Origin of the sequence: Sphingomicrobium sediminis, from assembly GCF_023805295.1 — a bacterium.
Classification (GTDB): domain Bacteria; phylum Pseudomonadota; class Alphaproteobacteria; order Sphingomonadales; family Sphingomonadaceae; genus Sphingomicrobium; species Sphingomicrobium sediminis.
On record NZ_JAMSHT010000001.1, the window covers coordinates 491,501 to 514,628 of the forward strand.

At 60.3% G+C, this 23,128-nt stretch carries 17 protein-coding genes and 1 tRNA gene; 9 read left to right on the forward strand and 9 right to left on the reverse strand.

What is annotated here, in order from left to right; translation table 11 throughout:
- Positions 1-43 precede the first annotated feature (43 nt).
- Entirely contained in the window at positions 44-1,021 is a 978-nt protein-coding gene (locus NDO55_RS02380) for a tyrosine-type recombinase/integrase (RefSeq protein ID WP_252112073.1), read from the forward strand.
- Between the two features lie 479 nt (positions 1,022-1,500).
- Here NDO55_RS02380 and NDO55_RS02385 read toward each other — a convergent pair whose 3' ends face one another.
- Positions 1,501-2,034 carry a jacalin-like lectin gene (locus NDO55_RS02385; protein WP_252112075.1) on the reverse strand — a complete coding sequence of 178 codons (534 nt, stop codon included), beginning with the start codon at positions 2,032-2,034 and terminating at the stop codon, positions 1,501-1,503.
- Between the two features lie 497 nt (positions 2,035-2,531).
- Between NDO55_RS02385 and NDO55_RS02390 the strand changes: the two genes are divergently transcribed.
- The 5 genes from NDO55_RS02390 to NDO55_RS02410 all read left to right on the forward strand — a co-directional run bounded on the left by NDO55_RS02390 (position 2,532) and on the right by NDO55_RS02410 (position 10,256).
- Entirely contained in the window at positions 2,532-4,289 is a 1,758-nt protein-coding gene (locus NDO55_RS02390; RefSeq protein WP_252112077.1) for a TIR domain-containing protein, read from the forward strand.
- Positions 4,286-6,037 (forward strand): TIR domain-containing protein, encoded by a 1,752-nt coding sequence (locus NDO55_RS02395; RefSeq protein ID WP_252112079.1) that lies wholly within the window; start codon positions 4,286-4,288, stop codon positions 6,035-6,037. Before NDO55_RS02390 ends, NDO55_RS02395 begins: the two co-directional genes overlap by 4 nt.
- The gene (locus tag NDO55_RS02400) at positions 6,034-7,785 is read left to right on the forward strand and encodes a TIR domain-containing protein (RefSeq protein WP_252112080.1); all 1,752 of its coding nucleotides are present in this window, start codon (positions 6,034-6,036) and stop codon (positions 7,783-7,785) included. The genes NDO55_RS02395 and NDO55_RS02400 overlap by 4 nt, the downstream gene beginning before the upstream one ends.
- Positions 7,786-7,813: 28 nt before the next feature.
- Positions 7,814-9,640, forward strand: a complete 1,827-nt coding sequence (locus NDO55_RS02405; RefSeq protein ID WP_252112082.1) for a hypothetical protein — start codon at positions 7,814-7,816, stop codon at positions 9,638-9,640.
- 208 nt (positions 9,641-9,848) lie between these two features.
- Positions 9,849-10,256: a PRC-barrel domain-containing protein gene (locus NDO55_RS02410; protein WP_252112084.1), complete on the forward strand. Its 408-nt coding sequence runs from the start codon at positions 9,849-9,851 to the stop codon at positions 10,254-10,256.
- Positions 10,257-10,842: 586 nt separating this feature from the next.
- Here NDO55_RS02410 and NDO55_RS02415 read toward each other — a convergent pair.
- Positions 10,843-12,108, reverse strand: a complete 1,266-nt coding sequence (locus NDO55_RS02415) for a glutamate-5-semialdehyde dehydrogenase (protein ID WP_252112086.1) — start codon at positions 12,106-12,108, stop codon at positions 10,843-10,845.
- A 52-nt stretch (positions 12,109-12,160) separates the two neighbouring features.
- Positions 12,161-12,988: a pyrroline-5-carboxylate reductase gene (proC, locus tag NDO55_RS02420; RefSeq protein WP_341869964.1), complete on the reverse strand. Its 828-nt coding sequence runs from the start codon at positions 12,986-12,988 to the stop codon at positions 12,161-12,163.
- Positions 12,989-13,140: 152 nt separating this feature from the next.
- Here proC and proB point away from each other — a divergent pair, with 152 nt between their 5' ends.
- Positions 13,141-14,307: a glutamate 5-kinase gene (proB, locus tag NDO55_RS02425; protein ID WP_252112090.1), complete on the forward strand. Its 1,167-nt coding sequence runs from the start codon at positions 13,141-13,143 to the stop codon at positions 14,305-14,307.
- 325 nt (positions 14,308-14,632) lie between these two features.
- Here proB and NDO55_RS02430 read toward each other — a convergent pair.
- From NDO55_RS02430 to NDO55_RS02455, 6 genes are all read right to left on the reverse strand, one after another.
- A tRNA-Lys gene (locus tag NDO55_RS02430) sits at positions 14,633-14,708 on the reverse strand.
- Positions 14,709-14,797: 89 nt separating this feature from the next.
- On the reverse strand, positions 14,798-15,931 hold the full coding sequence (gene rodA, locus NDO55_RS02435) for a rod shape-determining protein RodA (RefSeq protein ID WP_252112092.1): 1,134 nt from the start codon (positions 15,929-15,931) through the stop codon (positions 14,798-14,800).
- On the reverse strand, positions 15,928-17,892 hold the full coding sequence (mrdA, locus tag NDO55_RS02440) for a penicillin-binding protein 2 (RefSeq protein WP_252112094.1): 1,965 nt from the start codon (positions 17,890-17,892) through the stop codon (positions 15,928-15,930). Before mrdA ends, rodA begins: the two co-directional genes overlap by 4 nt.
- Entirely contained in the window at positions 17,889-18,443 is a 555-nt protein-coding gene (gene mreD / locus NDO55_RS02445) for a rod shape-determining protein MreD (RefSeq protein WP_252112096.1), read from the reverse strand. Before mreD ends, mrdA begins: the two co-directional genes overlap by 4 nt.
- The gene (gene mreC, locus NDO55_RS02450; RefSeq protein ID WP_252112098.1) at positions 18,440-19,345 is read right to left on the reverse strand and encodes a rod shape-determining protein MreC; all 906 of its coding nucleotides are present in this window, start codon (positions 19,343-19,345) and stop codon (positions 18,440-18,442) included. The genes mreD and mreC overlap by 4 nt, the downstream gene beginning before the upstream one ends.
- Positions 19,346-19,356: 11 nt before the next feature.
- Entirely contained in the window at positions 19,357-20,400 is a 1,044-nt protein-coding gene (locus NDO55_RS02455) for a rod shape-determining protein (RefSeq protein WP_252112100.1), read from the reverse strand.
- 150 nt (positions 20,401-20,550) lie between these two features.
- Between NDO55_RS02455 and mutL the strand changes: the two genes are divergently transcribed.
- Positions 20,551-22,356: a DNA mismatch repair endonuclease MutL gene (mutL, locus tag NDO55_RS02460; protein ID WP_252112102.1), complete on the forward strand. Its 1,806-nt coding sequence runs from the start codon at positions 20,551-20,553 to the stop codon at positions 22,354-22,356.
- A 145-nt stretch (positions 22,357-22,501) separates the two neighbouring features.
- Positions 22,502-23,119 carry an outer membrane protein gene (locus NDO55_RS02465; protein ID WP_252112104.1) on the forward strand — a complete coding sequence of 206 codons (618 nt, stop codon included), beginning with the start codon at positions 22,502-22,504 and terminating at the stop codon, positions 23,117-23,119.
- Positions 23,120-23,128: the final 9 nt, after the last annotated feature.

A 23,128-nucleotide genomic window follows, 5' to 3' on the forward strand; every position in this document is an offset into this window, starting at 1 on the left:
AGCTTGGTCTCCTTGGCCTGGGATCGGACAGAGGAGAGCTGAAATGAGTGATGCATTTTCTACTCTGAGCACCCGTCCGGACCTCGTGCCTTCAACTATCGTCACCGAACAATCACTTTCGATGAGGCAGGCGGTTCACACCTATCTCAAATGCTGCGGCCAACTTCGATCTATTCGCGAAAAAACCCGAATACTTGAGAAATATGTCCTTCCCGAACTGGGGGATGTCCCAGTCGACGCGATCAAGCGATCGCAGATCTCGATGCTGGTCTTGAATGTCGAGCAACGCAGCAAACGCGGATCGCCGGCTATGGCGAGAGCTGTCAGTGTCCAGATGCAAGCCTTCTTCAACTGGTACGCGCAGTTCCTCGACGGCCCTTCCATTCTTCCATCTCAGCGTTCTTACCGTTCGCCGCTGCCGAAAGCGCGAAGCCGCACGTTGACCGATCATGAAATCGGATTGCTCTGGCAGGTCGCGAATGGAAGTTTCTATCCTTGGGGAGGGGGGATTCAGCTTATGCTGCTTACAGGCATGCGCAGACAGGAGGTGTTCGGCTTATCCAGGTCAGAAGTCGATCTGGAGCGTAAGATGATTTGCCTACCGGAAAACCGGACAAAGAATGGTCGACGCCACGAAATTCCCATTTCTGATGGGTGTGAAGAGCTGCTCGGTAGCCTTGTTGAGTGTCGGGAATGCGAACTCATTTTCCCTAGCCGTGTGACAAACGAGCGGCCAATATCGGGATTCAGTAAGGGGATGAAGTCTATCCGGCGTAAAGCTAGGAATGCTGGGTTTGAGAATCCAGATTTCACGTTCCATGATCTGCGCCGAACCTTTGCGACGGGATTACAAAGGATCGGGGTCGCAACGCCAGTCATCGAGCGCTTGCTCAACCACGTATCGGGGACAAGGTCGGGCATAACCGGAGTTTATCAGCGCCACGATTATGATCACGAAGCACGCATGGCAGTCCAAAAATGGTCGCAGCATATCCAAAGCTTGGGTCGCGGTTCCCGCTAGATTTTCACGGCCGTCGGATCGTGCTCGCGTTTGTTTATTTGCGTTAGGCGAAGCGCGGCGCCGGCCGAACTCAGCCCGCCCCCCCTCCATCTCCATACCTTCGAAACCCGTTTCCGCGTTCGAAGCTGAGCGCGGCAGCGAACCCGAAGAAGAAGCAGGCCACTACGGCAGGCATAGTCTCTCCGATGAATAGATAGGTCGTCGCACCGGCGACTATCCCGACTGCGGAGCCCACGCCAGTTCGCAGCGCCAAATCTGTCTTTCGCTTGGCTGACTGTCGCTCAGGCTGCTTCACGTCCTGGTCCTTCTGAAGTCCAATCTAAGGGAGCAACTGCGCCCTCAAGGGCGAGCTTGAGATTACTGCCGGCCGGTCTGGTTCATCGAAGAGGCCATGCAAGCGGACCGCTGACATGTGGCTGGTTGGCCGGGCGGACTTCAGGCCGCGTTGAGGGTGGAAATCGGACGTGGGGCTCATACCACTATGCTCCTCCTCCCCTCCCCATGGTGCAACGCGCGCCGCTTTTCTCCGGTTGGTAGCCGCTGCGCGTTCCGAAGTTGAAACGCATTTGATCCACGACATTTCCAGATTGAGCCTCAATGTAACCCAGTGTTGCTTCAGCTCTAGGTGACTCGATCCATGTCTGCTTGCCGCCAAATCCGCCAAACAGGTAATATGTCCCATCAACGATAAAGCCGATGCCGTCGATTACGTTTCCATGCGCAACCCAGATGCACTCAATACCTTTGTTCGCCGGAATTGTAACCGTCTCACATCTACCGCCATTGCCACCGTATTTGGTGCCCCACTGGTCTCCATACTTCACCTGTACGGAATCGACCAATCTGCCAGCGCAGATCCGGATCGCAGAAATAGGTCCAGCATTATAGGTAGTCGGCGCTTCTGGCTTGTATTCCCCGCCATTGCCTCCAACTACTACTACTTCGCCAACTCTTTGAAATGTGCTCTGGGCGTTCGCTGGCCCTAGGGAAAGTATTCCCGAAATCGCGGTCAAGGAAAGGCACGCTATTTGGGATCGCATCACATCTTCCTCCTTGTGGACGTGCCAATATGGTAAGCTATTTGAACGACACGTTTTGTCTACACGTAATCGTGGTTTCGCAATCAATGGGACACTGATCGTAAACAGCACTTCATATTTTGCCTGCGTGCTCGCTCATTAAAGGCCGAATTGCGTCCAAAGTAAAGAAAGTGCGATTTGGTCTAACACGCTCCGCCATTTCCCCCCGCATATTGATGTGCATGGCCAGTGCCTTGATAAGACCGCGTCTGGGCTTGGCGGACTTTGCGATTGCATAGCCGCATGCCATCCCGTCTGCTGCCATTCGAAATCACGGCCATCCCGGGCCGTTGCGGCGCGTGGCTTCTTGGGCGCTGGATTCCTCTTCAATTTGAATGTAGGACCATAACCAGTTTTAGTTAGTTTAACGGGGTTTTGCAGCCGAGTTAGAGCGTTTTCTATCAAAGTAGCCGGGGGCCAGTGTAGCGCGAATGTCAGATATCTTTATCTCTTACGCGCGCTCGACTGAGATCGTCGCTGGCCAGATAGGCGAGGCGCTAAGGCGTGTCGGGCACAAGGTCTGGCGCGATGATGAACTCCCCGCGCACCGCAATTATGGTGAAGTTATCGAGGAACGACTGCGTTCGGCCAAGGCCGTCGTAGTCATTTGGTCAGCCGATGCGCTGACATCGCAATGGGTCCGCGCCGAGGCTGATGTCGCGCGCGAGAACGGGACACTCGTCCAATTGTCCTGCGACGGCACTGTGCCGCCACTGCCATTTAACCAGATCCAATGCGCCGACCTTCGCGGTTGGGCTGGCGATCTCAATCATCCTGGCTGGGTCAAGATTGCCGACAGCGTGACGTCGCTGGCAGGCCCGCCGCTCGGCACGATGCCGAGCCGCGATGACAGTGCGGGGCCCGGTGGCACGCATATCTGCGTCCTTCCTTTTATCAACATGTCGGGCGACGGTGAGCAGGAATATTTCTCCGACGGCATAACCGAGGACATTATCACCGATTTGTCGCGTTTATCGGGGTTGCGCGTCGTGTCGCGCAACACGGCGTTCGCGTTCAAGGGGCAGATCGTCGACATCCGCAACTTGGCCAAGGAATTGGGCGTCTCGCATGTGATCGAGGGCAGCGTCCGCAAGGCCGGCGACCGCGTGCGCATATCGGCCCAGTTGATTGAAGCGATCAATGCCGAGCCGATCTGGGCCAACCGCTATGACCGCAATCTCGATGATATCTTCGCCATCCAGGACGAGATAAGCTCGGCCATCGTCGATGCGCTCAAGATCGAACTGCTGCCCAAGGAAAAGAAGGCCATTTCGGAACGCAGCACAACGGGCAATTCAGAAGCCTACGATCTGTATCTTCTCGCTCGCCAGCACTGGATCAAGAGCACCGGCACTGACAAGCGCCTGATGGAGATCACGATCCGGATCTGTCAGCAAGCGGTGGATCTCGATCCTACCTATGCCAAGGCATGGGGGCTTATGGCGCTAGCGCAGATGCGCATCAACATCTCGCACGATCCGAGCTTCGACCCGACCGATGCGACCGAAAAGGCGCTGTCGCTCGACCCGAAGAATGTTGAGGCATTGTGCGCGAAGGCGATTATGCTTTCGACCGAAGAGAAAAGCGGGCAGGCGCGTGAGATGCTGGCGCATGCGCTCGAACTCGACCCCAATAGCTTCGAAGTGCACAAAGAGGTGGCCCGCGACGCGTTCCTCAATGGCGAGCTAGATCGCGCCATTTCGCATTACGAAAAAGCCCTCAACATGATGGATGATGATTTCCACAGCGCCGGCATGTTGGTGACCTGCTATCACGCCAAGGGGGACCGCGAGAAAGAAGAACAGATCGCCAAGGTCTGCGTCGAGCGCGTCGAACGCGCTTTGAAGCGGGACCCGGGCGACGGCAATGCATTGAGCATGGGGATTGCGGGTCTAGCGACACTCGGCGATCACGAGCGCGTGCGAAAATGGATTGATCGGGCGATGATGATCGACCCCAACAATCACCTGATGCGCTATAATCTTGCCTGCACCCTGGTTGTCGAACTGGGCGACAATGAACGTGCGCTCGAATTGCTCAAGCCCTATTTCGAGAATGTCACGCCAAAGTGGATCCAGCATACCGTAGCGGATCCGGATCTCGACAAGGTGCGCGACGATCCGCGCTTCATCGTAATGCTCGAAGAGGCGCAGGCGCGGCTAGAGAAGCAGGCGCAGTCCGCCGAATGAGCCAAGTCTTCATCTCCTATGCGCGCTCAACGGAGGCCATCGCGAAGGCAGTTGGTGATCGACTGCGCGAGGCCGGCTACAAGGTCTGGCGCGACGATGAACTACCCGCCCACCGCAGCTATTCAGACGTGATCGAGGAGCGGCTGCGTGAAGCCAAAGCCGTGGTTGTCTTGTGGAGCGCCGAAGCGATCCGGTCACAGTGGGTGCGAGCCGAGGCTGACGTGGCACGGGAGGCGGGCACTTTGGTCCAGATGAGCGTTGATGGCGTGACCCCGCCAATCCCGTTCAACCAAATACAATGCGCTGATGTGAATGGCTGGTCCGGCGATACCAATCATCCAGGCTGGGGAAAGGTTGCCGACAGCGTCGCCTCGTTGGTCGGTGCTCAGCAAAATGTTGATGAGGCACCGCGCGAGGCCAGCGCGCCATCGGGCCTGACGATTTGCGTCCTGCCCTTCGTCAACATGTCAGGAGACGGGGACCAAGAATATTTTTCCGACGGCATCACCGAAGATGTGATTACCGATTTGAGCAAGGTCTCGGCGCTCGAAGTGGTCGCTCGAAATACGGCCTTCGCCTACAAAGGGCAGGTCGTCGACATCAAGAAGGTGGCCCGCGAGCTCGGCCTCAGTCACGTTATTGAAGGCAGCGTCCGCAAGGCTGGAGGCCGTGTCCGCATCACCGCCCAGCTGATCGACGGGGGAAATGGCAAGCATTTGTGGGCGGATCGCTACGACCGCGAACTGGACGATATTTTTGCCATCCAGGACGAGATCTCCAAGGCCATCGTTGCGGCGCTCAAGGTCACTTTGCTGCCCAAGGAAAAGAAGGCGATCGAGCATCGAGGCACGACGAATTCCGATGCCTACAATCTCTACCTCATGGCACGGCAGAATTGGATCAATGCGAACGGGTTAGACCAGCGGCCGGTGGAAATTGCCGAACGTATCTGTGGCCAGGCCGTGGCGATCGATCCCGAATATGCGCGGGCCTGGGGGCTGATGGCGCTCGCAAGGGCAAGGCTGCGTGTCACCTATGACAAGGATTATGACGTCGAGCAGGCGGCCGAAAAAGCGCTGACCATCGATCCTGAAAATGTCGAGGCTTTGTGTGCGCGCGCCATGATGCTCGGTGCCCGCGGGCAGCATGCGGAGGCGTGGCCGTTTCTCAACCGAGCGCTCGAAAACGACCCGGAATCGTTCGAGGTCCATAAAGAGGTCGCGCGCGCTGCCTTCCAGGAAGGCAATATCGACAAGGCGATCGAGCATTTCGAGAAGACGATGCGGCTGCTCTCCACTGATTATCATGGCGCCGGCATGTTGATGACTTGCTACAAGGCCAAGAAAGATCCCGACAATGCCAAGCGCGTCGCCCAGATTGTCGTCGATCGTTGTGAGAAGATATTCGCCAAGGATCCAGTCAACGGCCCGGCTTTTGGCATGGGGGTTGGCGCGCTCTCGGTGATGGGCGACTTGGATCGTGCGCAGGAATGGCTCGATCGCGCTCTGCTCGTCGATCCCGACAATCTCCATATGCGCTACAATCTGGCATGTACGCTCGCCTGCGAGATGGAGGACAAGGATAAGGCTATCGAAGTGCTCGAACCTTTCTTCGCGAAGATCGGCTACGAGATGCTCCACCATAGCGAGGCCGATCCGGACATGGACCCGATCCGCGATGATCCGCGCTACCAAGAGATGTACAAGGCCGCGCTAAAGCGGACCGACGCTTCTCGGGCTGCGTCATGAGCCAGGTCTTCATCTCCTACGCGCGGTCGACCGAGGCCATTGCCAAGGCGGTGGGAGAGGAGCTTCGATCAACCGGCTTTGAAGTCTGGCGCGATGATGAACTGCCGGCGCACCGCTCCTATTCGGAAGTCATCGAGGAGCGGCTGGCCCAGGCCAAGGCGGTCGTGGTGCTCTGGTCCAATGAAGCGCTACGCTCGCAATGGGTCCGTGCCGAAGCCGATGCGGCGCGCGAGGCCGGAACGCTGGTTCAGATGAGCGTGGACGGCACCAAGCCGCCGATTCCTTTCAACCAAATACAGTGTGCGGACCTCGCGGACTGGACGGGCGATAGCGAACATCGAGGATGGCAGAAGATCGTCGATAGCGTCGGCTCGCTCATCGGCGCTGGTGAAGCGGAGGCGCCAAATAGCGAAGAACCTGTCGCCGCAACGCCGGCCAAACGCATCATGGTTCTGCCTTTCCAGAATATGAGTGGGGATAGCGAGCAGGAATATTTCTCCGACGGGATCAGTGAAGACATCATCACCGATCTCAGCAAAGTGTCAGCGCTCAACGTCGTCGCGCGCAACCAAGCCTTTTCGTACAAGAACAAGGATGTGGACATTGCCGCGATTGGCCGCGACCTTGGCGTCAGTCATGTCGTGGAGGGCAGTGTCCGGAAGGCCGAGGGCCGCGTTCGCATTACCGCTCAGCTGATCGATACTGACGCATGCAATCAGGTCTGGGCCGAGCGCTATGATCGCGAGCTGAAGGATATTTTTGCGCTGCAGGACGAAATTTCCAAGGCGATTGTCGCTGCGCTGCGCCTGAAACTGCTGCCCCAAGAAAAGAAGGCGATCGAGCAGCGGCAGACGACCGATTCCGATGCCTACAATCTCTATCTCAAGGCACGGCAGCTTTGGATCACTGGAAACGAAGGCGATTATCGTCCGCTCGAACTGGTCGTTCGTATCTGTCGGCAGGCGACCGCAATAGACCCCCAATATGCCAAGGCCCTAGGGCTGATGGCGCTGGCGCAGGCGCGATTGCTCATCACTTACGACCATGACGTCGACCCGCTGCCCGCCGCCGACAAGGCGCTTGCACTCGATCCCGACAATCCAGAGGCGCATTGCGCCAAGGCGCTTCTCCTCGGTTCACAGGGCGAGCATGAAGAAGCGATGGCCCAGATCAACGATGCATTGGCAGTCGATCCGGAGAGCTTCGAGGTCAATAAGGTCGCCGCGCGCATCGTATTCCAGCAGGGCAAGATGGAAGAAGCGGTGCCCTACTATGAGAAATCGATGGAGCTGGTCGAAAGCGACTATCACGGGGCCGGTATGCTTCACACTTGTTATAGCGCTCTCGGCGACGAGACCAATGTGATGCGCGTGGCGCGCATAACGGTCGATCGCTGCACCGCCGCAGTGGACAAGGATCCCGGCAATGTCAGCGCGCTCGCAATTGGCGCCGGCTCGCTGGCCAGTCTCGGGGCAAGAGAACAAGCGCGACAGTGGATCGACCGAGCCATGCTGCTCGACCCGGATAATATGATCATGCGGTACAATTTGGCTTGTTCACTCGCGACCGACCTCGCTGACAACGAACGCGCGATCGAATTGCTAGGACCATTTTTTGCAAAGATCGGCCCCGCACACATCCTTCATGTCGAAGCCGATCCAGATGTGGATTCGCTACGCGACGATCCGCGCTTTCAAAAGATGATGTCGGAGGCCAAAGCGCGCGCCGAGCGACCAGAGGCGAGCTGATCAGTCGATGGCTGAGGGGGATCGAAGCATGATGGCCGCGACCGGCAAGGCTGCCGACCCAGCATCGCAATTGAGACCAAGGCTGGCCTTGCGCATCGGTATTACCGGGCACAGGCCGCCACGGTTGTCGCAAGAACAATTTGACCGCATCAAGACGCAATGTGGCGAAGTGCTGAAGCTAGCCCGCACTTCGCTTGATACGCTGCAGTCTAATCATAGCGACATCTTCTCGGACGAGGCCCCGATCTGCAAACTGGTCTCATCACTCGCCGAGGGCGCCGACGTCTTGGCGGCTGAAGCCGCGCTCGAGAACGGCCTCGGCCTGTCGGCCTGCCTTCCATTCAAAGCCGAAATCTACCAACAGGATTTTGATGGTGAGAGCTGGAAAACGACCGCCTCTCTGATCGAACGCGCAGACGCGGTCATGGCGCTGGCGGACTTCGACGGCGGTGATGAGGCCGCTTACGAGACTGCAGGCAGGGTTGTTCTTTCCCAGGTCGATATCCTGATCGCAGTTTGGGATGGCAAAGCGGCGAGGGGCCGCGGCGGCACCGCCGAACTGATTGCCGAGGCGGTGGCGAGCCATGTGCCGATCATCCACATCGATGCTCGCAGTGAAGTTGAGCCACTTTTGCTGTGGAGCGGCCTCAAAGATGTGGTGCCTGATCGTCCCTCCCTCGCAGGTGTCGCGCGCAAAAATGCGACCGCCTTGTTACCGGCCCTGATCGAGGCGCTTTGCGAACCGCCGCGCGAGGACCAACGCGACGAGTTGCATGCATTCGTCCATGGGGTGCATCGGATAGAAGGTCGGGCATGGGGCTGGCCGATGCTGCTGGCACTGACTGGTGCCAAGACGTGGAAGAAAACGTCATTTTCGACGCCCAAAGCTGCCACATGCGCAAGCTACATGAAGCCGCAGACGACGCCTTTTTCGACGCATGGTGCCTTCGGGCACCGGCTCGACAACCTTATGCTCAACCGGTTCGGTCAGGCCGATGCCGAGGCGACTGCATTTGCGCTGCGCTTCCGCTCGAGTTTCGTGACGAATTTTGCGTTGGCAGCACTCGCTGTGCTGCTGGCGCTGGCCGGCCTGTTGGCGCCGGCGATGAAATTGTTGTTCATCGCGATCGAGCTACTGGTGATCTTGCTCATCATTGCCAATACGCGAAGGGCCAATCGAAAGGCGTGGCACAGACGCTGGCTCGACCGCAGGAGCCTTGCCGAGCAATTGCGGCAATTGGTGATCTGCTCGACTCTGGGGCAATTGTCGCTGCGAAGCGGCGAAGACGTCGCCATGCAGCCCGGCTGGGTGAACTGGTATGCGCGCGCCAATGCACGGCAATTGGGTCTGATCCCGGCTGATTTCGACCGGTCCTTCCTCGAGAAGGTGAGGGCCAACATGGTCACGATGATCGATGACCAGATCGGCTATCATGAGGGGAATGCCAAGACGATGATGCGGGCCAATCGGCGCCTGCATTCCATTGGTGACTTGTTGTTCGTGGGGACCATTTTGGCTTGCGCGACCTACATCGGCTATTGGCTTCTCTTCGGCGTTCCCAGTAGCGACGTAAAGGTCGGGATGGCGGAGATCGTGACCTTCATCACCGCTTTGTTCCCGGCGCTCGCGGCTGCCCTCTACGGCATTCGGATGCAAGGCGATTTTGCCGCATCTGCGGAACGCTCGGACTTCATTGCGCGGAGCCTAGGCCGCTTGAAGTCCAGCATGCTGGCCGACGATGTCTCCTACGAGGGCCTCGTCGAGCGTTCGCGAAGACTGGGCGACATCATGATGGGTGAAGTCGACCAGTGGAGGGTGCATTTTGAATCCCGCCCCTTGCGGCTGCCGGGGTAGCGGATCGCTTGGCCGTAACGATCGAACGATCGACATTGGGCAACTTACGAATTTCGGTGCCGAAGAATGCGGCGAGGCCGGCAATCACGGCCACCAATTTTGGGACCACGATCAGGAGCGGTCGCTTTGTCTGCCTACTATTCTAAATATCTGATATAGTTATATTTTATGGAACCAGGTGCCATATCAGTGCGTTTTTAAAGACGGCATGACAATTTTCGATCCATACACCTTCGAAAATCGCCCTCGGCAAAAATATGAAGAGGGCGAGAAAGCCTTGGTTACGCGAGCGAGGTGCGAGGAGCCGATAGATCTCGTTGACGATAATGGCGATTATGTCGGCAATACGACACATCTATTTATTTCCAAGGAAGACGGCTCAGTCCGATACGTGAAGATAGCCCGTGGGGGTTTTTTAGGCTTCGGCACGACGAGCAAGGTCCTTCCATGGAAAGACCTTGAGTATGACGCGTCCGAAGACTGTTTCGTGCTATCGAACGCAAATAGGAACGAAGGACGTGGAGATGGAGCACGTGGATCTTCGCCTGAAACCGGAGAGAGTGAGAAGTCACAAAGACGCGCCGGTGTAGGGTTGAATTTTTTGCCGATGGCGTAACGCTGCCGTGTTTTTCCAGTCTCCCCATAACAGACATGACAAATATAGTGCATCTCCAAAGCCGACCCGTTGGCGTGGTCGAGCGAGCTTACCAGTTGGCCGAAGAATACAGGTCGATAAGAGACATCGAGAAGGCCCTCAAAGACGAGGGCTATCTGGACGTGAAGAGCCATCTATCGAGTAAATCGCTGAAAGGTGAGTTGCGAGAGATTGCAAGAAATTTAGATGGCTTAAGCGAGAACCGCTGAGCGTTTTTCCCAACTAGGTGACTGCTACCAGCGTGTGCTGAGATGGTAAGATTGGTTGTTCAGTCGAGGGCCTCATTGACCTTTTCGAGCGACCAAATCATTAGTTTGGCTGCGGTGCCGAGATGAAGTGGTCCAGTTCGCGCACGCCAAAGGAGGTCGGTTGGCCGGATCGCCCACAGACTAGCTACTTTAGTAACTTGAGGAGCTCACGCGCCATGCCAAGCAGACCGCTCAAGAGGCAGCCCAACGATTAGCCTGCACTTGCAGGACAAAATGAGGCTCAGATAAGACGGAAATGACATCACTGACCAAAGTGTCTGCTTCACGGCCTTCTGCTTTTACTGACGTGTTTGGCCAGAGCCCTTCACAAGATATTTGAAGCTAGTCAGCTGCTCGAGCCCGACAGGCCCCCTCGCATGCATCTTGCCCGTTGCAATACCGATCTCCGCACCCATGCCGAATTCGCCGCCGTCGGCGAACTGGGTGCTGGCATTATGCATCACGATCGCGCTGTCGATGGCCGTCATGAAGCGCCGTGCCGCATCGACATTTTCGGTCATAATCGCGTCGGTGTGATGCGATGAATGCTCGTCGACCCAGGCGATGCCTGCATCGAGGTCGTCGACAATCTTCACGCTGGCGATGGGGCCGAGATATTCGGTATTCCAGTCTTCTTCGCTGGCGAGCAGGAGGCGGTCGTCGAGGGCGACGGCGTCTGCATCGCCGCGCAGCTCGCACTGGTCGGCGAACTTCTCGGCGAGCATGGGAACTGCTGTCGAGGCCACGGCGCGGTCGATCACGATGCTCTCGGTGGCGCCGCAAATGCCGGTGCGGCGAAGCTTGGCATTGTGGATGACGTCGACGGCCTTCTGAAGGTCGGCGTCGGCGTGAATGTAGCTGTGGCAGTTGCCGTCGAGGTGCAGCAGCGTGGGGACGCTCGCCTGGTCTCGGACCAGTTCGACGAGGCCGCGGCCGCCGCGCGGGATGACGAGGTCGACGAGATGGTCGGCCTTGAGCAAGGCGGCGACGGCAGCACGATCGGTGGTGCCGATGGCCTGGACGGCATCTTCGGGAAGGCCTGCCTTGGCGAGGCCTTCGCGCATGCACAGTACGATGAGGCGGGTCGAATGCTTGCTCTCGCTACCCCCGCGCAGGATGACGGCATTCCCCGACTTCAGGCAGAGCGCGGACGCATCGGCGCCGACATTGGGGCGCGATTCATAGATCATGCCGATGACGCCGATGGGAACGGCGACGCGCTCGATGGTGAGGCCGTTGGGGCGGTCGAACGTCGCGAGCTTGCGGCCGACGGGGTCGGGGAGCTCGGCAATCTGTTCCAGAGCGCCGGCCATGCCTTCGATCCGCTCGGCGTCGAGGCGGAGGCGGTCGATGAAGGCATCATCCTTCTTGCCCGCGACGCTTTCGACGTCCTTGTCGTTGGCGGCGATGATGTCGTCGCTGTTGGCGCGTAGCGCGGCGGCGGCGGCGGTGAGCGCCTGGTTCTTCTGGTCCGTGGTCGCGGACAGGAGCTGGCGCGCAGCCGTGCGGGCGCGCTGGCCAAGCTGGTGGACATGGGTGACGGGGTCGATGCTCTGATCGGTCATGTAACTCTCTTCGGTTTTTCGATAGGTGAGGATGGGGAATGCGCGGCGATGACTAACGCAGCTGGACGGCCCGGCCATACGCTGCGGCGAGACAGTCTTCGACAGCGCGGGACACCGCGCCGCTGCCGTTCAGGGCCTTGAGCCCGGCGGCAGTGGTTCCGCCTTTGCTGGTGACGTCATCGCGCAATTCCGCAAGCGATTGATCGCCGCGATCGAGGGCCAGAGCGATGGTCCCGGCCATGGTCTGCAAGACCAGTTTGCGGGCATCTTCGGTGCGGATGCCAAGCTGGCTGGCCGCATCGACATAGGCGCGGGCGAATTCGAACACGTAGCCGGGGCCAGAGCCGGCGACGGCGGTAACGCGATCGAGCGCGTCCTCGTCGGCAACGGTGACAACACCGCCGGTGCGGGACATCAGATCCAATGCGTGGGCTTTATGCCTGACGGTGATAGCGTCGGCGCTGGTGAGGCCGCTGGCGCCCTTGCCGATCGCGGCTGGAAGATTGGGCATGACGCGGATGATGCGTTCCGTGCCCGTTGCGTTGGAGATTGTGCGGATCGATGCGCCGGCAGCAATCGACAGGACATAGCCATCCTCGGCAAGATTGGCCGCATAGTCCGGCATCACGCAGTGGATCAGTTGCGGCTTGATGGCCAGAATGACGACATCGAACGTCTCGTCGGCAATTGCGTCTCGGTCTGCAAACAGGCGGACGCCGTCGGGCGCCTCCTCCATGGCAGGATCGACGATCGTAAAGTCCTCGTCACCTTTCTTCCAATATTCGAGAAGCGCGCTTCCCATTTTACCACAACCGACAAGTAATATTTTCTGAAAACTCATGAAATTCCTGAAATGCTTCTGTGTATTTTCTAGCTTCATGCTATTTATAGTGCGATGTGGTTATAACACATGCTGCCATGAATTGCACGGCCTGTGACATCTTCACAATGTGCCGTACGCGACCTTGTGCATGACGATCATGCTAATTACATGGCCGAACGTTTTTCCAATTCAAGACTATGAAGGCCCCAGTGTCCGAACATCCTACTATCGTCGTCAAAATCGGTTCCAGCCTGGTCGCCAATCGCGACCTGCTGACCCCGCGTTTCGGGTTCATGCATCGGTTGATGGAGGACATTTTCCGGTTGCGGCAGCGCGGGATGAACGTGGTCCTGTGCTCGTCGGGCGCAGTGGCGTTGGGGTTACGCATGGTCGGCGAGACGCCGGGCAGTGCGGGAGTCAGCGACAAGCAGGCGGCGGCGGCGTGCGGCATGCCGCTATTGCTCAATGCCTATCGCCAGATCGGGCATGAATATGGCTTCAACATCGCGCAGATCCTGCTGACGCTGGGCGATTTCGAGGATCATCGCCGCTTTCTCAACACGCGCAACACCGTGCACCGGTTGATGGACAGCGACATCATTCCGATCGTCAACGAGAATGACACGATCACAACCGAGGAAATCCGCGTCGGCGACAATGACCGCCTGGCCGCCAAGGTCGCGCAGATGACCGATGCCAAGCATTTCGTCATCCTGACCGAGGTGGACGGCCTGTATGACCGCCATCCCGACGAAGAGGGCGCGCAGTTCGTGCCCGAGGTGGACGATGTGACGCCCTATATGGCGGCGACGCAGGGGAAGAGCGAGCTCGGCACCGGCGGCATGGCGACCAAGCTGATGGCCGCGAACATGGCGCAGGAGGCGGGCTGTACCACCTATATCGCGCATGGCGAGGCGGACCGCCCGATCAGCTCGATCATCGACGGCAGCCGCCGCTTCACTCGCTTCAAGGCACACAAGACGCTGCAATCGGGGTGGAAGAGCTGGATCGCCAACCGCCTGCAGATGGCCGGCACGGTAGTCGTCGAGGATGACGTGATCGCGCAGTTGAAAACCGGTGAACGCGCAGTATTGCGCGAGGATATCCAGTCGATCGACGGCGACTTCACGCGCGGCGACGTGCTCCACGTCTATGATCGCAGCGGCACCGAGCGGGCGCGCGGGCTGGCCGATTTCACCAGCGAGGAAATCCGCGTGTTGGCCGGCAACCCTGACATCGATTCCGAGCAACTGCTGGGATACAAGATTAAAGGCGAAATCATCCGCGCGAAGAATTTGGTTGTGCTCGAGGGGCGTCATCTTCGCTGGGACGCCCCCGAGAGCGTGGCATCGGAGCAGAAAACCGAAGAGGCGTAGATGCGGCTTCAGCTCAATCACGTCATATAGCGGGGCTGCAGAGCATTTTTTCCTTCATGCGAGAGAAGCTCGGCCGATCGAGATCAGAAACGGTCCGGACAGTTGCGCAAAAAGTCCGCAAGGATAACACGAGAGAAACCGCCTGATATCGCCCTAATGATTACCTGTTCCTAGCCTGTTAAGGTTTCTGTTCGGCACGAGTAAATTACCTGCCCTTGTCGGATTATGGGATTGGGGTATTAGTCTTTTTCGACATCAGTTTCAGACACGATTTACTTCACACAGGGCCTTAAGAAGGAACTGTAAGTATCTGAAAATAGGGGAATGGTGGACGCACTAGGGCTCGAACCTAGGACCCGCTGATTAAGAGTCAGCTGCTCTACCAACTGAGCTATGCGTCCACACTTTTGAAAACGGCGGAGGAATCATCGTGGTTCCCGCCGTGGAGGGGGCGATTTAGCGATGGCGCTGCTGCATTGCAACACTTTTGTTAGGCGATGCCGAGACCGATCTTTCGCTTGGCCTCCGCGGTGCGCGCCTGACGGTCGAATGCGGCAAGCAGGCCGATCATCAGCATGACCGACATCACCGCCGATCCGCCAAAACTGACGAGCGGCAGCGGGATGCCGACGACGGGGGCGAGGCCCATCACCATCATGAGGTTGACGGCGACGTAGAAGAAAATGGTGACGGTGAGGCCCGCTGCGGCAAGCTGGGCGAACCGCGTCTTCGCGCGCCGCGCCACGCCCATGCCCCAGGCGAGCACGCCGGCAAAGGCAAGGATGAGGATGATGCCGCCGACCAGGCCCCATTCCTCGACGATGGCCGAGAAAGCGAAATCGGTATGGCCTTCGGGGAGATATTCGAGGTGGCTTTGCGAGCCTTCCATATAGCCTTTGCCGGTGAGACCGCCCGACCCGATGGCAATCTTGGACTGGGTGAGGTTATAGCCGGCGCCCAGCGGATCCTCCTCGGGATTGAGGAAGATGAGCACGCGGCGTTGCTGATAGGGCTCGAGGAAATTGACCGCGACCGGCAGCATGGCGACGACCGCGGCGAACCCGCCCGCGAACAGCCACCAGGGCAGGCCAGCCAGGAACATGACGACGACCCCGCCAAGCATCAGCACCAGTGCCGTGCCGAGGTCGGGCTGGACCAAAGTGAGCATCGTCGGGATTCCGATGATGAGGGCGGCCGGCCAGATGGCGCGCCATTTGTTGAGATCGCCGGTGGGCAGCAATTCATAGAAGCGGGCCAGCATCAGGACGACGGCAGGCTTCATGAATTCGGACGGCTGCAATCGCATGAAGCCAAGGTCGATCCAGCGCTGCGCTCCCATGCCGACCGTACCGACAAGCTCGACCGCAAACAGCAGGCCCAGCATGACGACGAAGCCGATGGGGATGAGGAATTTGATCCAGCCCTCGGGCAGGTAGCTCATGCCGATGGCGACAAAGAAGAGCGTGAAGAAGATGATGCCCTGGCGCAGCGCATAGGGCTGCAGCGACCCGCCGGCCGAGGAATAAAGATGGGCGAGCCCGAAGGTGCCAATCAGCAAGACAAGGATGATGAGCTTCCAAGGCAGCCGGGCCAGCGGTTGCGGAATGATCGAGGAGAGCATCATGCGGTCGTGCCCTGCTGCGCCGCGCGCTCAGCAGCGCGCGCTTCGGCGATCCGCAGCACTTCTTCCTGGAAGGCTTGCGTCCGCTCTGCCAGCGTGCCCCCCCAGGCTTCTTCGAGCGGGGCCAGTGCCTCCATCGCCTTCTGGCGGTCGAACAGGAAGGTCATGACGTCGCGGGCGACCGGGGTCGCTGCGCCGCTGGTGCCGCTATGTTCGATCGTGACGTTGATCGCGTAGCGCGGGCGGTCGAAGGGCGCGAAGCCGACGAAATGGCCATGGTCGCGATATTTCCAGGGCACGTTACGCCCGTCGCCGCGACCGAGGCCGCGTACCTGCGCAGTGCCTGTTTTGCCCGCCATTTCGATCCCGTCGAGCGGAATGCGCGCGGAGCCCGCCGTACCGACGCCATTGACGACTTGCCACATGGCCCGGCGCGTGACGTCCAGATGCTCGGGGTTCAGATCCATCATCGGCGCGGGATCGGGATGCAGGCCGATCAGCTTGGGGAGGACCGCGCGCCCGCTGGCGATACGGGCGGCATGGGTCGCAAGCTGGAGTGGGTTGAGGATGACATAGCCCTGGCCGATCGAGGCGTTGAGCGAGTCCGCCGCGCGCCATTCCTCGTCATATTTGCGGAGCTTCCACTCGCTGTCGGGAATGGTGCCATAGCTCTGGCTGACCACCGGCAGATCGTCATAGCGCATGCCCAGTGTGAGCTTGCGGGCCATCTCTGCGATCACGTCATAGCCGACGCGGTGGCTCATTGCGTAGAAGTAGGTGTTACAGCTCTGCGCGACCGCGCTGTACATATCGACCGAGCCGTGCCGCTTGAGGCAGCGGAAAAAGCGGTTGCCCAATTGGTATCCGCCCGGACAACTGATCCGCTCGGTCGGGTCGATGCCTTCCTTTTGCAGCGCCAGCGTGGCCATCGGCTTCAATGTCGATCCCGGCGGATAGAGCGAGTTGATGGTCTTGTTGACCAGGGGCCGCCGCTCATTCTCCGACAACAGGCTCCATTCGGTCTGGCCGATGCCGTCGGAGAAGCTGTTGGGATCGTAGGCCGGCATCGAGGCCATGCAGAGGATTTCGCCGGTCAGGCAATCGACGATGACGACGCTGCCGCTTTCGAGGCCAAGGCGCCGCGCGGCATATTCATGCAAGTCGGCGTCGAGCGAGAGTTGCACGGTCCCGCCCGATCGGTCGGGCTTGGGTTCGAGTTCGCGCACCAGCTTGCCGCGCGCCGTCAGTTCGACGCGTTGCCCGCCAGGTTCGCCGCGAAGATCCTGTTCGAGGACTTCTTCGAGGCCCTCCTTGCCGATCTTGAATCCGGGCGTGACGAGGAGGGGGTTCTTGTCCTCGGCTTCATATTCCTCGCGGTTCGCGATGCCGACATAGCCGACGAGGTGTCCGACCGCGGGACCGGCGGGATAGAAGCGGGAAAAGCCGCGCTGCGGGATGACGCCTTCGAGTTCGGGCAGACGAACCGAGACGGCCGCGAAATTCTTGAACGGGACATTTTCGGCGAGCTGCACCGGCTGGTAGCCGGACTTGCCTTCGAGTTCGGCTGAGATGCGCTGGACCTGCTCGTCGCCCAGTTCGAGCAATGCTGCAGCGCGGGTGAGGGTGGTGTCGAGCCGACCCTCGGGCACCTGGTCGGCAATCATGTCGACCCGAAAATCGGAACGGTTGATGGCGATCGGCTTGTTGTTGCGGTCGACGATCCAGCCGCGGCGCGGCGGCACGATGATCAGCTGGACGCGATTATCCTCGGCCATCGTCTGGTAGCGCTCGTTCTGGCTGACCGAGAGGTAGGCAAGGCGGCCGATGAGCAGCGCACCGAAGCTGGCCTGCACGCCGCCGACCAGCAGGGTGCGACGCGAGAAGGCCTCGTCGCGCTGGGCCTGCGTGACGCGGTTCTTCTTGGCCTTGGGCGGTGCACCCTTCTTCTTCATTTTCCCCTTCATGGCTTTGCGCCTCGTCGCTGGCGCAGCCTGTAGCGATCCAGTGCCGAGGCGATGGCGAGCGCGATCGGCACGAAGAAGATCATGATGATTACAGGCGGAATCAATGCCTTAATGGGGATTGCCGCATCCTGAACATAGGCCACGAACCATTGCAGCAGTTCGGCGAACGTCACGAGCAGCGCGGCCACGAGCCATTCCGACCACCAATAATTCCACATCCGCCGCGCGTCGATGATGTCGATCATCAGGAGAGCGAAATTGTAGGTGACGACGGACAGGCCGATCGGATGGCCGGTCAGCAGGTCGTTGGCGAGGCCGAGGGGGATGGCATACCAATTGGGAAAGGCATCGGAGCGCTGCATGCGCCAGCCGAGCAGCATCAACAGGCCGAAATCGGGCCACCATCCGCGCATCGACATGAAGGGCAGGATCGCGAGTGAGGAGGCGACCAGGATGCTGACCCAGGGAAGATGCGAGGCAAAGCGGCGCGGCCCTTGTTCGAAGGGCGATTCATGGCGTTGGCGCCGTTTCGACTTGGCCAGCGTCTTCACGGCGTGAGCTCGCCTCCCTCCGGATCGCCTTCCAATGGTGTATCGGGATCGTCCAGCGCCTCGGCGGCGAAGGGCTGTTCGACGATGGCAAAGTTGGCCTGGCTTGGATTTTCGAGCGGCAGCGCGATGGCACCGTCGTCGTCGAGGCGCACGACGCGCGCGACCGGCACCAGCGGGGGATAGAGGCCGCCCGTCCCCGACGTCACGATGACATCGCCGGGCTCGAAGGGATTGCGCCCGACTTCGAGCGGTCGCAGGTCGACTGTCCCGTCGCCACGGCCGCGAGCGATGACCGGGATGTCCGACCGTAGGATTTGGGCCGGCACGACGACTTCGCGGTCGGTGAGCAGCAGGATGCGCGAAGAAACGATGCCGGCATCGACCGTGCGGCCGATTAGGCCTTCGCGCCCACGCACCGGCATACCCGGCAAGACGCCCGAGCTACGCCCGGCATTGAGGATGGCATAGCGGCGCGGGCTGTCCTGGCTCGAGCCGATGATGCGGCCCGAAGCAACGGGATCATCGATCTCATCGCGCAGTTCGAGCGCGGAGCGTAGGCGACGATTCTCGCTCTCGGTACCCTGCAGTTCGATCAACTCGCGCTGGAGCCGGTCGCGTTCTTCGCGGAGATCCTCATTCTGGCTGGCGGCGTTCCAATAGTCGCCGGCCCCGGTGACGAGGCCATTGACCGTGGCAAAGACGGCCGAACCGCCTTCGGCGATGGGACGAGTGAGGTCCGTCGCGCCGCTGCGGAGGTCCGCAAAAGTACGCGGCGCGACGATGGAAATGGCGAGCAGCACGATGCCCAGCGCAACGCCCGCGGCCAAGGCCACGAAGCTGAAGAACAGGCTATATTGCGCGCGCCGCGACCAGCCGGGGCGGCGGAATTTGCTCGCCGCCATTCAGGGCCCCCTTAAGCGGTCTGCAGAACGCCGCGGAACTGCTCTTCCTCGAGCGCCCGGCCGGTGCCCATGGCGACGCAGGTCAGCGGATCCTCGGCAACGATGACCGGAAGGCCGGTTTCGTCGCGCAGCACTTCGTCGAGACCTTCGAGCAGCGCACCGCCACCCGTCAGCACGATGCCCTGGTCGCAGATGTCGGCGGCGAGTTCGGGCGCGGTGTTTTCGAGCGCGATGCGCACGCCTTCGACGATGGTCCCAACCGGCTCCGACAGCGCTTCGGCGATCTGGCCCTGGTTGATGGCGATTTCCTTGGGCACGCCGTTCACCAGGTCGCGGCCCTTGATATAGACCGTCTCACCGATGCCGTCGGCGGGCGGCTTGGCGATGCCGACTTCCTTCTTGATCCGCTCGGCCGTGGCTTCACCGATCAACAGGTTGTGGTTGCGGCGGACGTAGGAGGAGATGGCTTCGTCCATCTTGTCTCCGCCGACGCGCACCGAGGTGGTGTAGGCAAGGCCGCGCAGCGACAGGACCGCGACTTCGGTGGTGCCACCGCCAATGTCGACAACCATCGAACCGACCGGTTCGGTGACCGGCATGTGCGCTCCGATCGCAGCCGCCATCGGCTCCTCGATCAGGTAGACCGCGCTGGCGCCGGCGTTCGACGCGGCGTCGCGGATCGCGCGGCGTTCGACATTGGTCGCGCCCGAGGGGATGCAGATGACGATTTCGGGGAAGCGCCAGCTCTTCATCTTGCCGCCATGGACCTTCTGGATGAAGTGGCTGATCATTTCTTCGGCCACGTCGATGTCGGCAATGACACCGTCGCGCAGCGGACGAATGGCCGCAATCTCTTCCGGCGTCTTGCCCATCATCAGCTTGGCGTCGTCGCCGACCGCCTTGACCTTCTTGATGCCATTGATGGTTTCGATTGCGACCACCGACGGTTCGTTGAGGACGATGCCGCGACCGCGGACGTATACGAGAGTGTTGGCGGTACCGAGATCGATGGCCATGTCATGGCTCATCCATTTGAACCATTTCGTCCAGAACATATGGGCGTCTTCCGTTTTGCTGTTATGGTGGGCGAACGCACGGGGTCGTCCACGTCTCCATTCGTTAAACAAATTTTGTTGAAAGCTTAATGAATTTCCTAGGAAATCCGGCCTCCACGCGCAAAAAGTCGATGGGACAATAACCTTAATATGTCAATAAGAAGGCTCCCGTCGGACCTCATCGATCGCATCGCCGCGGGCGAGGTTGTCGAGCGCCCTGCAAGCGCGCTCAAGGAACTGGTCGAGAATGCCGTCGACGCGGGTGCCAAGCGCGTTGCCGTGCGCCTCGAAGGCGGTGGTCTGACCTCCATCGAAGTGGTCGATGACGGGCAGGGGATGAGCGCCGAGGATATGGGCCTGGCGCTCGAACGCCATGCAACGTCCAAGCTGCCCGACGAGCATATCGAGGATGTCGCCAGCTTCGGTTTTCGCGGCGAGGCCTTGCCTTCGATCGCCAGCGTCTCGCTGTTCACGCTGGAAAGCCGCACGCGCGATGGCGACGGGTGGAAGATCGTCACCGATCACGGCAAGCGGATCGAGGACGGGCCTGCGGGCATCCCGCCCGGTACCCGCGTGCGGGTCGAACAATTGTTCGGCAAGGTCCCGGCACGCCGCAAATTCCTGCGCAGCCCGCGCGCCGAGTATCAGGCCGCGCTCGACACGATGCGGCGGCTGGCCATGGCGCGTCCGGACATTGCGTTTCGCTTTGACCATGATGCGCGCACCATCATCAACGTCCAGCCGCAATCCGCGCCGGAGCGGGTCGCGGCCTTGCTGACCCCCGACCTCCAGAAGAATGCCGTCGCGGTCGAGCATCGGCGCGGTGAGATGGTGCTGGAAGGGGTGGCCAGCCTGCCGACCTTCAATCGCGGCATGGGGGACCAGCAATATCTGTTCGTGAACGGCAGGCCGGTGAAGGACCGCCTGCTGACCGGCGCACTGCGCGGGGCCTATCGCGATCTTATTGCGCGCGACCGTCATCCGATCGCTGCTTTGTTCGTGTCACTGCCGACGCACGAGGTCGACATCAACGTCCATCCGGCCAAGACCGAAGTACGCTTTCGTGATGCGGCGGGTGTGCGCGGCTTGATCGTCGGCGGCGTGCGTCGCGCGCTGGAAGAAGCGGGACATCTTTCCGCAGCCCACGACCAGCATGCCGCGCCAGCGCAATGGCAGGTTGAAGGGCAGGGGGGCTTTGCCGCGGACCAAGCGGCGCCACCGCCACAACCCTTGCCGCAGGGCACCGGATTTGCCGAGCAGCGCAGCGACTATGTCGCGCCGACCGGGCGCAATGATGGCCTGCATGCAATCATGGCCGCCGCTCCGCTGGCGCGCGCCGAGCCGTCGACGGCACCGATCCCAGACGCAACCCGCCACCCGCTGGGCGCGGCGCGTGGACAGGTGGCCGCGACCTATATCGTCGCCGAGGCCGAGGACGGGCTGGTCATCGTCGACCAGCATGCCGCGCATGAGCGGCTCGTGCTCGAGGCGATGCGCAAGGCGCGCGAGGGCGACGACATCGCGACGCAGCCCTTGCTGATCCCCGAGCCGGTTGAAATGGACGAGGCCGATTGCGAACGGTTGGAGGAGGCCATTCCCGATCTTGCGCGACTGGGCCTCGAGATCGAGCGTTTCGGACCGGCGACCATGTTGGTCCGCGCCACGCCAGCGCCGCTCGGCAACAAGGTGAAAGCGCCGCAGCTGCTCGCCGATATCGCGGCGGAGCTGGCCGAACTTGGCAGCGCGCCCACCTTGCAGGATCGGATCGACCTCGTCGCCGGGACGATGGCATGCCATGGCTCGGTGCGAGCGGGCCGCATCCTGCGCGTCGACGAGATGAATGCGCTACTTCGCCAGATGGAAGTGACGCCCCATTCGGGCCAGTGCAACCATGGCCGTCCGACCTGGGTGAAGCTCGCCCATGGCGATATCGAGAAATTATTCGGTCGCAAATAGCCTGCCTTTTCAAGGCCGTGGCGCATTCCTGAACCCTGCCTAAACGCGCCTCTCACCGGCTGTTCAGTCGGCCTTTGCTGTCGCTGCCGTCCGTGGAGGCGGGGCGTCCTGTTCCGCCCGCAGGTAAAGTCAAATGGAGTTTCCCATGAAGAAGATCGTTCTGGGCGCCGGTGTCGCGCTGGCCAGCCTCATCGCCGCCAGCCCGGCCGCCGCTCAGCTTGCCCCTTCGGGCCCGCGCGTCGAATTGCAGGTCGGATATGACGAAGGCCGCGGCGAAGCCGTCGACCCTGATACGCTCGAACCGTTCAGCTATAGCGAAGAGAATGTCTATGCCGGTATCGGCCTTGGCTATGACTTCTCGCTCGGCGTCGTTGCGCTGGGTGTCGATCTCGAAGTCGGTGCCAACGATTTCGAAGACAGCTATTCGTTCATGGACAATGGCGATTTCGTCGAGGCCTTCGCGGAGAATGAAAGCGACGTCTATCTCGGCGCGCGCGTGACCGTGCCCGTCGGCACCAAGCTCGACCTTTATGCCAAGGTCGGTGTGAACCGCATCACCGACCGTCTCGAGCTCGTGACCGACGACGGTGAAGACCTGATCTTCAGCAGCTTCACGTCGGAGACCGATGGTATCCGCGTCGGGGCGGGCGGTCGCTATCGCATCGGTGGCGGCGCTTATATCGGTGCCGAATATCGCTACGGCAATTATGAGAACGACCTTGAAAAGCATCAGGTCGTCGGTTCGGTCGGCTATCAGTTCTAGTCAGTAGCC

Coding starts and splice junctions, on each gene's coding strand:
- NDO55_RS02380 (WP_252112073.1), top strand. CDS start 44: ATGAGTGATGCATTTTCTACTCTGAGCACCCGTCCGGACCTCGTGCCT.
- NDO55_RS02390 (WP_252112077.1), top strand. CDS start 2,532: ATGTCAGATATCTTTATCTCTTACGCGCGCTCGACTGAGATCGTCGCT.
- NDO55_RS02395 (WP_252112079.1), top strand. CDS start 4,286: ATGAGCCAAGTCTTCATCTCCTATGCGCGCTCAACGGAGGCCATCGCG.
- NDO55_RS02400 (WP_252112080.1), top strand. CDS start 6,034: ATGAGCCAGGTCTTCATCTCCTACGCGCGGTCGACCGAGGCCATTGCC.
- NDO55_RS02405 (WP_252112082.1), top strand. CDS start 7,814: ATGATGGCCGCGACCGGCAAGGCTGCCGACCCAGCATCGCAATTGAGA.
- NDO55_RS02410 (WP_252112084.1), top strand. CDS start 9,849: ATGACAATTTTCGATCCATACACCTTCGAAAATCGCCCTCGGCAAAAA.
- NDO55_RS02415 (WP_252112086.1), bottom strand. CDS start 12,108: ATGACCGATCAGAGCATCGACCCCGTCACCCATGTCCACCAGCTTGGC.
- proC (WP_341869964.1), bottom strand. CDS start 12,988: ATGAAGCTAGAAAATACACAGAAGCATTTCAGGAATTTCATGAGTTTT.
- rodA (WP_252112092.1), bottom strand. CDS start 15,931: ATGATGCTCTCCTCGATCATTCCGCAACCGCTGGCCCGGCTGCCTTGG.
- mrdA (WP_252112094.1), bottom strand. CDS start 17,892: ATGAAGGGGAAAATGAAGAAGAAGGGTGCACCGCCCAAGGCCAAGAAG.
- mreC (WP_252112098.1), bottom strand. CDS start 19,345: ATGGCGGCGAGCAAATTCCGCCGCCCCGGCTGGTCGCGGCGCGCGCAA.
- NDO55_RS02455 (WP_252112100.1), bottom strand. CDS start 20,400: ATGTTCTGGACGAAATGGTTCAAATGGATGAGCCATGACATGGCCATC.
- mutL (WP_252112102.1), top strand. CDS start 20,551: ATGTCAATAAGAAGGCTCCCGTCGGACCTCATCGATCGCATCGCCGCG.
- NDO55_RS02465 (WP_252112104.1), top strand. CDS start 22,502: ATGAAGAAGATCGTTCTGGGCGCCGGTGTCGCGCTGGCCAGCCTCATC.